At 62.6% G+C, this 11,325-nt stretch carries 13 protein-coding genes; 4 read left to right on the top strand and 9 right to left on the bottom strand.

Going from position 1 to position 11,325, the window contains the following annotated elements; genetic code table 11:
- Positions 1-45: 45 nt before the first annotated feature.
- Complete coding sequence (locus ACXAHG_RS14215) at positions 46-387, bottom strand: sarcosine oxidase subunit delta (RefSeq protein ID WP_475058300.1); 342 nt, start codon at positions 385-387, stop codon at positions 46-48.
- Between the two features lie 33 nt (positions 388-420).
- Entirely contained in the window at positions 421-1,665 is a 1,245-nt protein-coding gene (locus ACXAHG_RS14210) for a sarcosine oxidase subunit beta family protein (protein WP_039130171.1), read from the bottom strand.
- Between the two features lie 198 nt (positions 1,666-1,863).
- Here ACXAHG_RS14210 and ccmI point away from each other — a divergent pair, with 198 nt between their 5' ends.
- Genes ccmI through ACXAHG_RS14195 form a run of 3 tightly spaced genes read left to right on the top strand, consistent with a single transcriptional unit; the run spans position 1,864 to position 3,813 of the window.
- Positions 1,864-3,105, top strand: a complete 1,242-nt coding sequence (ccmI, locus tag ACXAHG_RS14205; RefSeq protein ID WP_475058298.1) for a c-type cytochrome biogenesis protein CcmI — start codon at positions 1,864-1,866, stop codon at positions 3,103-3,105.
- Positions 3,102-3,575 (top strand): Holliday junction resolvase RuvX, encoded by a 474-nt coding sequence (gene ruvX / locus ACXAHG_RS14200; RefSeq protein WP_475042802.1) that lies wholly within the window; start codon positions 3,102-3,104, stop codon positions 3,573-3,575. The genes ccmI and ruvX overlap by 4 nt, the downstream gene beginning before the upstream one ends.
- 4 nt (positions 3,576-3,579) lie before the next feature.
- Entirely contained in the window at positions 3,580-3,813 is a 234-nt protein-coding gene (locus ACXAHG_RS14195) for a DUF1289 domain-containing protein (protein ID WP_222503026.1), read from the top strand.
- A gap of 147 nt (positions 3,814-3,960) precedes the next feature.
- Here ACXAHG_RS14195 and ACXAHG_RS14190 read toward each other — a convergent pair whose 3' ends face one another.
- The 7 genes from ACXAHG_RS14190 to ACXAHG_RS14160 form a co-directional block, all read right to left on the bottom strand.
- Positions 3,961-4,536, bottom strand: coding sequence for a hypothetical protein (locus ACXAHG_RS14190; protein ID WP_475042801.1), 576 nt, complete (start codon positions 4,534-4,536; stop codon positions 3,961-3,963).
- A gap of 71 nt (positions 4,537-4,607) precedes the next feature.
- Positions 4,608-5,441 carry a hypothetical protein gene (locus tag ACXAHG_RS14185; RefSeq protein ID WP_475058296.1) on the bottom strand — a complete coding sequence of 278 codons (834 nt, stop codon included), beginning with the start codon at positions 5,439-5,441 and terminating at the stop codon, positions 4,608-4,610.
- On the bottom strand, positions 5,441-6,295 hold the full coding sequence (locus ACXAHG_RS14180) for a sulfite exporter TauE/SafE family protein (protein WP_475058293.1): 855 nt from the start codon (positions 6,293-6,295) through the stop codon (positions 5,441-5,443). Before ACXAHG_RS14180 ends, ACXAHG_RS14185 begins: the two co-directional genes overlap by 1 nt.
- Positions 6,296-6,382: 87 nt before the next feature.
- Positions 6,383-7,384, bottom strand: coding sequence for a tRNA dihydrouridine(20/20a) synthase DusA (dusA, locus tag ACXAHG_RS14175; RefSeq protein ID WP_475042795.1), 1,002 nt, complete (start codon positions 7,382-7,384; stop codon positions 6,383-6,385).
- Between the two features lie 247 nt (positions 7,385-7,631).
- Entirely contained in the window at positions 7,632-9,035 is a 1,404-nt protein-coding gene (locus ACXAHG_RS14170; protein ID WP_475058291.1) for a TRAP transporter large permease, read from the bottom strand.
- A gap of 5 nt (positions 9,036-9,040) precedes the next feature.
- Complete coding sequence (locus tag ACXAHG_RS14165; RefSeq protein WP_475058289.1) at positions 9,041-9,700, bottom strand: TRAP transporter small permease subunit; 660 nt, start codon at positions 9,698-9,700, stop codon at positions 9,041-9,043.
- A gap of 123 nt (positions 9,701-9,823) precedes the next feature.
- The gene (locus ACXAHG_RS14160; RefSeq protein ID WP_475058286.1) at positions 9,824-10,840 is read right to left on the bottom strand and encodes a C4-dicarboxylate TRAP transporter substrate-binding protein; all 1,017 of its coding nucleotides are present in this window, start codon (positions 10,838-10,840) and stop codon (positions 9,824-9,826) included.
- A 153-nt stretch (positions 10,841-10,993) separates the two neighbouring features.
- On the opposite strand from ACXAHG_RS14160, the gene ACXAHG_RS14155 reads away from it, so the two are divergent.
- Entirely contained in the window at positions 10,994-11,287 is a 294-nt protein-coding gene (locus ACXAHG_RS14155; RefSeq protein WP_475042787.1) for a hypothetical protein, read from the top strand.
- Positions 11,288-11,325 lie beyond the last annotated feature (38 nt).

The raw sequence follows: 11,325 nt of genomic DNA, 5'->3' as shown, positions 1-11,325 counted from the left end.
TCAGACCTTTCAAAAGAAAAGCGGATGTTTCAGTCAGGCGGAGGATCATTTCTGTCCGTCCGCAAATTCACGCCAGGTCCAGCCCGGGCGCTTGGCAGCGATCTTGTCGATGATCTCCTGCGTCGGCACGCTGGTCTGGGCGGTGTAGGTGCCAAAAACCTCTAGCGTGGTGGTGCAGCGCGCCGCGTGGAACCACTTGCCGCAGCCGTTGGCATGGCGCCAGCGTTCGAAATGAACGCCTTTGGGGTTTTCGCGCATGAACAGGTAGTCATGGAACTCATCATCCGAGGAGCCGGGGCCGAAACGCTTCAGATGCGCTTCGCCGCCCGCGGCCAGTTCGGTTTCTTCGGCTTTGACGCCGCAATAGGGGCATTCAAGGATCAGCATGGTGCTTGCTCCGTCGTATTGAATTTTGCAGCGTTAGTGCGCCACACCGGCGGCGACGCTCTCGTCGATGAACTTGCCTTCTTTGAAGCGGTTGATCGAGAACTCCTCGGTCAGCGGCGAGTGGCCGGTGGCCATCAGCTCTGCCATCGCCCAGCCCGAACCCGGGATCGACTTAAAGCCGCCGGTGCCCCAGCCGCAGTTGATGAAGCAGTTCTGAACTGGGGTCTTGGAGATGATCGGCGAGCGGTCGCCGGTCACATCCACGATACCGCCCCACTGGCGCAGCATCTTCAGACGGCTGACCATCGGGAAGGTTTCGACCAGGGCGCGCACGGTTTCCTCGATATGGTGGAAGCTGCCGCGCTGGGTGTAGTTGTTGAACCCGTCGGTGCCGCCGCCGATCACCATCTCGCCCTTGTCCGACTGGGACATGTAGCCATGCACGGTGTTGGCCATCACAACCACATCCATGCAAGGTTTGATCGGCTCGGACACCATCGCCTGCAGCGCAACCGATTCCATCGGCAGACGGAAGCCCGCCATTTCCGACAGAACGGAGGCGTTACCGGCCACGATCATGCCGATCTTGTCGCAATCAATCGGGCCTTTGGTGGTGTCGACACCCACGGTGCGGCCGTTCTCGGTGCGCACACCGGTGACTTCGCACTTCTGGATGATGTCCATTCCCATGTCGGAGCACGCACGCGCATAGCCCCAGGCCACAGCATCGTGACGGGCAGTGCCGCCGCGTTCCTGCCACAGGCCGCCCAGAACAGGGTAACGGGGGCCATGCAGGTTGATGATCGGCACCAGTTCCTTGACCCGCTCCGGGGTGATCCACTCGGTCTGCACACCCTGCTGCTGGTTGGCATGGGCGGTGCGCTTGTAGCCGCGGATCTCATGCTCGGTCTGCGCCAGCATGATCACGCCGCGCGGGCTGAACATCACGTTGTAGTTCAGGTCCTGCGACATGGTCTCATACAGGCTGCGCGCCTTTTCATAGATCGCAGCCGAAGGATCCTGCAGGTAGTTCGAGCGGATGATGGTGGTGTTACGGCCGGTGTTGCCGCCGCCGAGCCAGCCTTTCTCGATAATTGCAACATTGGTAATGCCGAAGTTCTTACCCAGGTAGTAGGCAGTGGCAAGGCCATGCCCGCCCGCACCCACGATGACGACATCGTAGTGGCGTTTGGGTTCCGGCGAGCGCCAGGCGCGCTCCCATCCGGTGTGATAGCGCAGGGCTTCCCGCGCAACAGCAAAGACTGAATAGCGTTTCATGAGCGAATCCGATGGTTCGTGTCTGCTAGCGGGTATGCACTAAACGCATGGGCCACCCGTGCCGTTTATCGTCCCCTTTCTGCGTTATTGCGACATATCTTAATGACGCATTGCGGCATCCCGCGGCCCGGCGCGGCAGTTTGGCCCTTTTGTTCGGCTGCCCCCGCATATAGATGAAAACCAAACTACGGAGACGGCATGGTTTTCTGGACAGTCACCGCCCTTATCGCCTTTGCGGCAGCGCTGCTGCTGGCAATGATCATCATTCGCGCCCGTGAGCACGGCGAACCTGCCGCGGCCTATGATCTGCGCGTCTACCGCCAGCAGTTGCGCGAAGTCGACAAGGATCTGGCCCGCGGCGTGATCAATCAAGCCGACGCAGAGCGTATCCGAACCGAAATCTCGCGCCGCATCCTGGCCGCCGACGCGCAGCTGCAAAAGCGCAAGTCCGGCCCCGCCCAGCCCCGCCTTCCATCGCTGGGCTTTGCAATTGCAACGGCTCTGCTGATCACCGGCGGCACCCTGGGCCTGTACTGGCAGCTGGGCGCCCCCGGCTACGGCGATCTGGGCCTGCAGGACCGTATCCGCCTGGCAGGCGAGCGCGCCGAAAACCGCCCCTCTCAGGCTGAGGCCGAGGCCGATGTTCCGGAAATTCAGCGCCCCGAGGTCGAAGAAGGCTACATCCAGCTGGTCGAACAGCTGCGCAAGACCGCAGGCGAGCGTGAGAACGACCTCCAGGGTCAGGCCCTGCTGGCCCAGCACGAGGCCAACCTCGGCAATTTCAAGGCCGCCTATGAAGCCAAGACCAACTACATCCGTCTGGCCGAAGGCAAAGTGAACGCCCGCGACTTCACCGAGCTGGCCGAGCTCAAGATCATGGCCGCCGGCGGTTATGTCTCGCCCGAGGCGCAGACCGACCTGCAAAAAGCCCGCGCCATTGACCCCTCCCACGGCCCGGCCCGCTATTACTGGGGCCTGATGCTGGGCCAGATCGGCCGCCCGGACCTCGCTTATAAGGAATGGGCCGCAACCCTGCGGGACGGACCGGCGGATGCCCTGTGGATCAAGGGCATTCAGGGCCAGATCGAGGAAATGGCCTTCCGCGCCGGTGTCGAATACCGCCCGATCACCCCCAGCGGCGGCACCGGCCCGGCCGCCCTGCCCGGCCCCAGCACCGAACAGATGGAAGGTGCGGCGGAACTCTCTCCTGAAGAACAGCAGGAAATGATCCGCGGCATGGTCACCCGCCTGTCCGACCGTCTGGCAACCGAGGGTGGCAGCGCCGAGGAATGGGCCCGCCTGATCGGCGCCCTGTCGGTGCTGGGCGAGACTGAGCGCGCCCGCACCGTCTATGACGAGGCCCGCGGTGCATTCCAGGCCGACGCAGAGGCGCTGGCACTCTTGGAAACCATCGCCGCCCAGGCAGGACTGACAGAATGATCCACGACGCCTTCGAAGACTTCGCCGCCGCCCTGCCTCCGATGAACGCGCTGATGGGACTGGACCTTGGCACCAAGACCATCGGCGTCGCCGTCTCTGACCGCATCGGCGCGGTGGCGACGCCCCTGGAAACCGTCAAGCGCAAGAAATTCTCGCTCGATGCGGCGCGCCTGCTGGAAATCATCCAGCAACGCGACATCAGCGGCATCCTCCTGGGCCTGCCCCGCAACATGGACGGAACCGAAGGCCCCCGCTGCCAGTCCACCCGCGCCTTTGCCCGCAACCTCACCCAGCTCACCGATCTGCCGATCAGCTTCTGGGACGAGCGCCTCAGCACCGTGGCCGCAGAAAAAGCGCTTCTTGAAGCAGATACGACACGCAAACGCCGCGCAGAGGTTATCGACCACGTCGCGGCCTCCTATATTCTCCAGGGTGCATTGGACCGGATGCGGCACTTGAAGAACGGGTGAACAGATGACTGACGACGTTTGGAAACGGGACGAGATCCAAAGCCCCTGCATCAAGATCTGCGTCGTCCACCCCGAGGCCCGCATCTGCACCGGCTGCTACCGCTCCATCGACGAGATCCGCGACTGGTCCAAGATGACCAACGAAGAGCGCGCCGGCATCATGAACGACCTCCCTGCCCGCGCCAGCAAACTGGTCAAGCGCCGCGGCGGCCGTGGCGCAAGATTAAAACGCGGCTAACGCGGCGCGCGGTGAGGTAAGGCTCTGTCAATCATGCGGAATAAGTGCTGACCCAATGTTTCGCGCGCGAAACATTGGGGTAGAATTGCTGACCTAATTTGCAGAGGGTAAGCGCCTGCCTGCCAGGAACACGCCTAGCCTAACCGCTCAGAGATCCCTCGTCGAATTTTCGCTCGGGAGCATAACTTTCCACTTATATCCAGTCGACTTTTGAAGGCGGTCGGTTAAATTTTCAGTCTTAGAACGCAACTCATCAGAAACCCAACTAACTAAACACTCTGACTTCTGAGCCAAGTCTACGGGGATCTTTAAATTCACAAATGGAAGGACTTTGAATGCTTGACCATCAAACTCGAAATCCATGTCAGTAGTCGTTGAGTGATGGTTATCGTTATGTGCAAATCTCTTGTTCCTTAGCCCCATCAGCTCATTATGAGCATCCTTTAGTTCGCCAGGAACGCGTTTTCCATCCAATCGCACAGAACTTCCCGTTGCAAACAATCTCCCATAAGAAACTGCAAAAGCAGTGTGCAATGCATTTATTTCAAAAACCATTTCAGCCGTAAGTTTCGAAACCACAATTGGTTCGAAGGTTTTCAGACGCTTCAGAATGTAGCGAAGCTCCGACACCGCTTGACCTGCTTTTGTAATCTTGTCCAACCGGTCGAGCTCGCGTGCGTGCTCCACAACAACCCTTTTCCCTTCGTCTTCAAGACTCGCCATTTTCAGCTGTGACTTCTCAAAATTTCGACCTGATTTTAGGTCTTATTGTATCTAAGAGAACTCAGATACCTTCAGTCAATCATATTACTTACCAATTCTTCCGCCAGCCACCCCGTGGTCCAACCCGCCAGCTCAGGCCGGAAATAGGCGATCATGCGACCCTCCTCAGGCGCGCTTGCCCCGTCACCCCAGGGCGCAACCCCGTGCAGGCACAGCCGGTGCATCAGATAGGACTCGCCCGGTTTCGCAGGCACCGTGATCCGCGGGCAGGTCTCGAACACCTCGGCGCGGGCCGCCGTGTAGGCATCGGTCACATCCACATCCGCCCACTCGGCCTGCGGCACGCCCTCAAACGCGGCGGCAAAGGCACGGCGCATGATCCTGTGGCTGCCCTCCCATATCACCAGCGGCGAGGCATCGGGGCTGCTTTCATTCAGCGGAATGCCCAGCACCCAGGCATGCGGCTCCTCCACCTTGCGGCGGCGGTGCTCGCCGTACATTTTCACCCCGTCCACATGCGCCGCATCGCGTTTGACGCGGTAGCGGAAGGCCGCCTCGCCCTCGCCCGGGCGCGGCCGCGGATAGCCGGGAAAGACCGAGGACACCTGCGCCCGGTGCAGGTCCGGAATGGGCCCGAGGTTCTGCGTGATGAACTCCACCGGCGCGCCTGCCAAAGGCGGTCCGACCGGCAGGCGCCCTGCGGTATCATTCGGCAAGGCATCCACACCGATGAACCAGGTGCGCTCGCACTGGAACCACTCGGCACAGGCCGGATCATCCAGCGACCGGATCCCATGCTGCAGCGCATCCGCCGCCCAGGCGGCGATCTGCGGGTCCTGGGCAAAGCGCACCCAGCCCTTGTCCTGAAACTGCTCGAACTGTTCGAATTGCTTGGTCATATCCATCAATATCCCAGCGCTTTACGCAGCATGTTGAGCGCCACAAGAACCAGAAACGCCCCGAACACCCGTTTCAACGGCTTCGGGTCCATCGCATGGGCCAGCTTGACGCCCCAGGGCGCAGTAATCAGTGTCATCGCAATCACGATGAAAAACGCCACCAGATTGACCGCGCCGATGGTGAAAGGCGGCCGCGCGGCCGGGTCCACCTCCAGCAGCAGGAACCCCGCAACTGAGGGCACCGCAATGATCACGCCAAATCCGGCAGCGGTCGCAACCGCCCGGTGCACCGCCACCCCGTGCAGGGTCATCAGCGGCACACCGAAGCTGCCGCCGCCAATCCCCATCAGCACGGACAGGAAGCCGACCGCAGGCGACAGCGCCGCGCGCTTGCCGCCCTTGGGCATCGCCTCCGCCAGCCGCCACTCAGAGCGGCCCAGCCCCAGGTAACAGCCGATCACCAGCGCCAGCCCGCCGAACACGCCTTGCAACACGCCAGAGCGCAAGGCAGACGCCGCCAGCACGCCCACGATGGCGCCGGCAGCAATGCCAATCCCCCAGCTGCGCAGGATCTCCCAATCCACCGCGCCCTTCTTGTTGTGGCTCATCACCGAGCGCACCGAGGTCACGATGATCGTCGTCAGAGATGTCGCCAGGCAGATCTGCATCAGCTGATCGCCGCCATAGCCAAGGGTCTGGAAGGCATAGAAAAACGCAGGCACCAGAACGATCCCGCCGCCAACACCCAGAAGCCCTGCCAAGACGCCGGCAAAGGCCCCGATCACAACCAGCAGCCCGCCCATCTGCATCAGCAGCGCAGGCTCCGGCCACAGGGCGGCTGTCACGGCGGGATCAGTCATGCGGGGCACCTCAGGCTTTTGCGTCACCGGCAAAGGGTTAGCTGCCGCCCAAAGGATGCACAAGCCACTAGCGTGTGAGGCGTTCCGTCACGCTGCGGCGCGGCTCTCCACCTGCGCCAGCGCCTCCAGCACCAGCTCCGGCCCGGCACCCGCCCGGCAGGCTCCTTCGGACAGCATCCGCCGCCACTGCCGCGCGCCCGGCTTGCCCGCAAACAGCCCCAGCATGTGCCGGGTGATCTGGTTGAGCTTGGCGCCTTCGCCGAGACGCGCCTCGATATAGGGCAGCATCTGCCGCACCGCCGCGCCCGGCTCGCTGACCGCGCCAGCGCCATAAATCTCAGCATCCGCCGCACAGAGCACATCGGCAGGCTGGTGATAGGCCGCACGCCCCACCATCACCCCGTCCAGCCCGCGCTCCAGATGCGCCCTGGCCTCGTCCAGCGTGGCAATGCCGCCGTTGATGGAGATATGCAGATCCGCAAACGCCGCCTTCATCCGGTGCACCAGATCATAGTCCAAAGGCGGGATGTCCCGGTTCTCCTTCGGCGAAAGCCCCTGCAGCCAGGCCTTGCGCGCGTGGATGGTCACACGTTTGCAGCCCGCCGCGCGGATCTTCTCCAGGAAGTCCGGCAGCACCTCCTCCGGCTCCTGTTCATCAACGCCGATGCGGCATTTGACGGTGACTTCCACCGCCACCGCCTCGTGCATGGCAGCAACGCAATCGGCCACCAGCTCCGGTGTCTGCATCAGCACCGCACCAAAGGCGCCGGACTGCACCCGGTCGCTGGGGCAGCCGCTGTTGAGGTTGATCTCGTCATAACCCGCTTCAGCCCCCAGCCGCGCCGCCTCGGCCAGCTCCTGCGGATCTGAGCCGCCCAGCTGCAACGCCACCGGATGCTCTTGCGGATTGAAGTCCAGCAAATGCAACGCCCCGCCCCGCACCAGCGCCGGCGCGGTCACCATTTCGGTGTACAGCAGCGCCTCCCGGCTCAAAAGCCGGTGCAGATAACGGCAGTGCCGGTCGGTCCAGTCCATCATCGGGGCCACGGAAAGGCGCGCGGCCTGGTGCAAGGGGGCAAAATCTCTCATGCCGCGCCATATAGGCCCTGCGCGCCCGCCTGCCAAGCTGATCTGCTTCGGAGCCGCCTTCGCGTGAGCACGGGCAGCCGGGGACAGGGGGCGGGATCAAGGAAAACCGCCGCGGGCCCCCGCCCCAAGGCGGGGATACGGCTGTTTTGCTTGAGGCCGGCAGCTGGCGCTGGCAGGCAGGGATCATGTGAAGGCGGGTTTGAAGCCTGTATCTGCTTTGGAGAGCCCTGAGCGCCCTTTTCTTCCCCTAGCCCGCCAAGGACGGCAGGTAGAGGACGATCCCCGGGAAGGCGACCAGCAGCGCAATGGTTACCCCGTCCGCAATGAAGAACGGCGTCACGCCGCGGAACACGTCCTGCACGCTCAGATCATCGCGCACCCCGGCAACCACAAAGCAGTTGAGGCCGATGGGCGGGGTGATCAGGCAGAACTCGGCCATTTTCACCACCAGGATGCCGAACCAGATCGCGCACATGGTGCCGCTCATGCCAAAGGCGCTGTCTGCCGCGGCCACGCTCTCGCCGCCATTCAGCGCCATCACCGCCGGGTAGACCACCGGCAGCGTCAAGAGCAGCATCCCGATCGCATCCATGAACATCCCCAGCACCGCATAGGCCAGCAAGATGCAGATCAGGATCAGCATCGGGCTCATCTCCAGCGAGGTGATCCAGTCCGAGAATGCCCCCGGCAGGTCCGCAAACCCAAGGAACCGCACATAGATCAGCACGCCCCAGATGATGGTGAAGATCATTACGGTGAGCTTGGCGGTTTCCAAGAGCGCCGATTTCAGCTCAGTCCATTTCATGCCTTTGAAAACGGCCATGCAGAAGACCACAAAGGCGCCCAATGCGCCGCCTTCGGTGGGGGTGCCCCAGGCATCACCGCCAAAGGGGTTGTAGACAAAACAGATGATGATCACGACGACAAAGATGATCGGCAGCGCCCCCGGCAGCGACGCAAACCGCTGACCCCAGGTGAAGCCTTTCACAGGCGGGCCGACGGATTTGAAGACCACCGCGATGCCGACAATCAGCAGCCCGTAAATCACCGCCGAAAACGCGCCGGGGATAAAGCCCGCCAGCAGCAGCTTGCCCACGTCCTGCTCCACGATGATGGCATAGATCACCAGAATGGCCGAGGGCGGGATCAAGGACGCCAGCGTGCCGCCTGCCGCCACGACGCCTGCCGCGAATTGCTTGTTATAGCCGACCTGCAGCATCTCCGGGATGGCGATGCGGGCAAAGACGGCGGAGGTGGCAACCGACGCACCCGACACAGCCGCAAAACCCGCGGTGGCAAAAACGGTAGAGACCGCAAGCCCGCCGGGCAGCCAGGCGATCCAGCGCTTGGCAGCCTCGAACAGCGCCCGCGTCAGGCCCGCGTAATAGGCCAGGTATCCGATCAGGATGAAGGTCGGAATGAGGCTGAGCGCCTGGCTGGAGACCTTTGAATGCGGCACCTGGCCCGCGATCTTGACCGAGACGGTCAGCGCCTTGCCAAACCGCGCCGGATCATAGCCGAACTTGGCCCAGAAGATCCACACCAGGCCGATGAGGCCCGCCAGGCCGGCCGCAAAGGCCACCCGCATCCCCAGCACCACCATCAACAGCAAGCCGCCGGTGACCCACAGGCCGATTTCAATGGGTTCCATGCGCCTTACCCCTGCCCGTCAGTCTTGTTTCCCCTGCTGTCATGGCCTGCCAGCTGCTCGGCCTCTGCCGCGGCCTGTTCTGCTGCGCTTTGGATCAGCGGCACCGCCACCGGCGCCTCCAGCCCCAGCACCAAGGCGCGGCCATAGCCCCAGATCTGCAGCATGAGCCGCAAGCCCAGCACCGCAAAGGCCACCGGCGCCAGCAGCTTGGCCGGCCAGATCGGCAGGCCGATGTCGATGGAGCTGTCGCGGCTCCACCAGGGGGCAGCAAAGTCAAAGGAGCGCAGGAAGTGCGACCAGCTGCCCCAGACCAGGGCGGCGATCAGCAGGAAGATCAGCAGCACCGAGACCAGCTCGAACAGCCACAGGGCACGGCCCCGCAGCGCGCCGATGAAAATGTCCATGCGGATATGGGCGCCGTCGCGCTGCACAAAAGCGATCCCCATGAAGGCGATCAGCGGCATGATCTGCTCAATCCAGTCGACATAGCCGGGCAAGGGGGCATTGGCCGCGTTGCGCCCGCCGACCGAGACCACCGCCAGGATCATCAGCGAGAACACCGCAATGCCGCTGAGCAGAGCCAGCAAACGTTCTGCTTTCAGTAGTCTCCGGTCCAGCCTGCTGATCAGACTGCCGTCCTCCAGGACTGCTGCTCCTGCCGCCATTATGTATTTCCCCAAAGCGCTAGATAGAAATCTATCGCCCGGCTGAAGGCCGGGCAGCGCCCGACCCTCCCCACGGGAGGGCGCTTTCGCACCCACCCAGGGTCGGGCGCCGCCCTTATGCGGTTAACTGCCCGAGCGCACGTCGCTCAGCGTCTTTTGCACAAGATCATACAGCTCCTGCGCCGGCAGGCCCTGGGCTGTCATATCCTCAATCCACTGGGCGCGGATCGGGTCGGCGGCGACTTTGCGGAACTCGGCCAGTTCGGCATCGGAGATGGTGACCTTCTCCACGCCCTTCTCGGCCAGAACGCTGTCCCATTTCGCCAGCAGCTCGCCATAGTTGGCCAGATAGTGATCAATCGCCTCAGCAATTGAGCTGTCCAATGCTTCGCGCTCCGCATCGCTCAGGGCATCATAGGCATCGGTGTTCACCACCACCGGGCAGTTCACGGTGCCGGGGTTGAGGTTAGCGGTCCACCAGTCGGCGCGGTTGATGGTGCCGAACGCCAGATGCGCGTGCTGGGCAAAGGCGACGGTGTCGACAACGCCGGATTCCATCGCGTTATAGGCCTCGGTTGCAGTTACCGAGGTCGGCACTGCGCCAACGGCCGAGAACGCCTTGCCGATGCCGCCGGTGGCGCGCACGCGCATGTCCTTGAACTCAGCCAGTTCGTCCCGCGGCTCGCCGGTGCCGACGATATTGTACTGCGGCATCGGCGAGGTCATCAGCAGCTTGGCGTTCCAGCGCGCCAGATCCGCCTGCACCGCCGGATGCGCATAAACCGCATTGGCCACGGCCACCTCTTCCTCCAGCGTGTTCACGCCCAGGAACGGCAGCTCCAGCACGGTGATCGAGGGGTTCTTGTCGCGGTGGTAGCCAGCGCAGAACTGCGCCATCTCAAAGGCGCCGATGGAAATCCCGTCGAGGTTTTCCTTGTTCTTCGACAGGCCGCCATAGCTGATGTTCAGGGTAAACTCGCCACCGGTCTTTTCACTGACCAGCTCGGCCAGTTTCTCCACATGCTCGGTAAAGGCGCGGCGCTTGCCCCACAGGGACACGTTCCATTCCGTCGCGGCAGCCTCGCCCGCCAATGCAACGCCAGCAGTTGCCGCAACGGCGGCAGTCAGAAATTTATTCATGATGTAACTCTCCCGAATTGCGCCCTTTTCCGCCTCGGCAGGGGCCAAGGGCGGGCGCTTGGGCGTCAGGCTAACGGCTTGCCCGCGCGCTGCCAACCCCCAGGGCGGAAAGGTTACGCAGCGACTCGCGCAAGGCGCGCAAGGCTGGGGCTGATGCTCCTGTTAAAGCGGCAGGTGGCACAATATGCCGCAGCGCGGCAGCAGCATGTTTCCGCCAACGGCGCGCGCCCTGCCCGGTCCGGCTGCAACTGCCCCCGTAAACCAGCCGCAAACGCATTTACAGACAAGCCATTGATTTTGCGCACCCCAAAAACAAAACCAGTCAACATTTTTACAGAATTGCCGCACTCAGGGAAATTCGTTCACAAGCAAATGCTTAAAAACCCGTCAGTTATTCACAAATTTTCAGCCTGCTCTATTATCGGTTCGCAGGAGGAAACGGTTTGACAGCCGCGGCACAGCGTTGTCGTTTGTCTTGCCAATAA

Source organism: Leisingera sp. ABD4_442, assembly GCF_056160905.1.
Note: the sequence above shows the minus strand (reverse complement) of the source record. Positions and strands in the feature narration are given on the sequence as shown.

Bases quoted from the DNA above. Each gene is read 5' to 3' on its own strand.
- ACXAHG_RS14180 (WP_475058293.1), bottom strand. From the start codon at position 6,295: ATGACTGATCCCGCCGTGACAGCCGCCCTGTGGCCGGAGCCTGCGCTG.
- ACXAHG_RS14185 (WP_475058296.1), bottom strand. From the start codon at position 5,441: ATGGATATGACCAAGCAATTCGAACAGTTCGAGCAGTTTCAGGACAAG.
- ACXAHG_RS14210 (WP_039130171.1), bottom strand. From the start codon at position 1,665: ATGAAACGCTATTCAGTCTTTGCTGTTGCGCGGGAAGCCCTGCGCTAT.
- dusA (WP_475042795.1), bottom strand. From the start codon at position 7,384: ATGAGAGATTTTGCCCCCTTGCACCAGGCCGCGCGCCTTTCCGTGGCC.
- ACXAHG_RS14160 (WP_475058286.1), bottom strand. From the start codon at position 10,840: ATGAATAAATTTCTGACTGCCGCCGTTGCGGCAACTGCTGGCGTTGCA.
- ACXAHG_RS14165 (WP_475058289.1), bottom strand. From the start codon at position 9,700: ATGGCGGCAGGAGCAGCAGTCCTGGAGGACGGCAGTCTGATCAGCAGG.
- ACXAHG_RS14190 (WP_475042801.1), bottom strand. From the start codon at position 4,536: ATGGCGAGTCTTGAAGACGAAGGGAAAAGGGTTGTTGTGGAGCACGCA.
- ACXAHG_RS14195 (WP_222503026.1), top strand. From the start codon at position 3,580: ATGACTGACGACGTTTGGAAACGGGACGAGATCCAAAGCCCCTGCATC.
- ACXAHG_RS14155 (WP_475042787.1), top strand. From the start codon at position 10,994: ATGCTCCTGTTAAAGCGGCAGGTGGCACAATATGCCGCAGCGCGGCAG.
- ccmI (WP_475058298.1), top strand. From the start codon at position 1,864: ATGGTTTTCTGGACAGTCACCGCCCTTATCGCCTTTGCGGCAGCGCTG.
- ACXAHG_RS14215 (WP_475058300.1), bottom strand. From the start codon at position 387: ATGCTGATCCTTGAATGCCCCTATTGCGGCGTCAAAGCCGAAGAAACC.
- ACXAHG_RS14170 (WP_475058291.1), bottom strand. From the start codon at position 9,035: ATGGAACCCATTGAAATCGGCCTGTGGGTCACCGGCGGCTTGCTGTTG.
- ruvX (WP_475042802.1), top strand. From the start codon at position 3,102: ATGATCCACGACGCCTTCGAAGACTTCGCCGCCGCCCTGCCTCCGATG.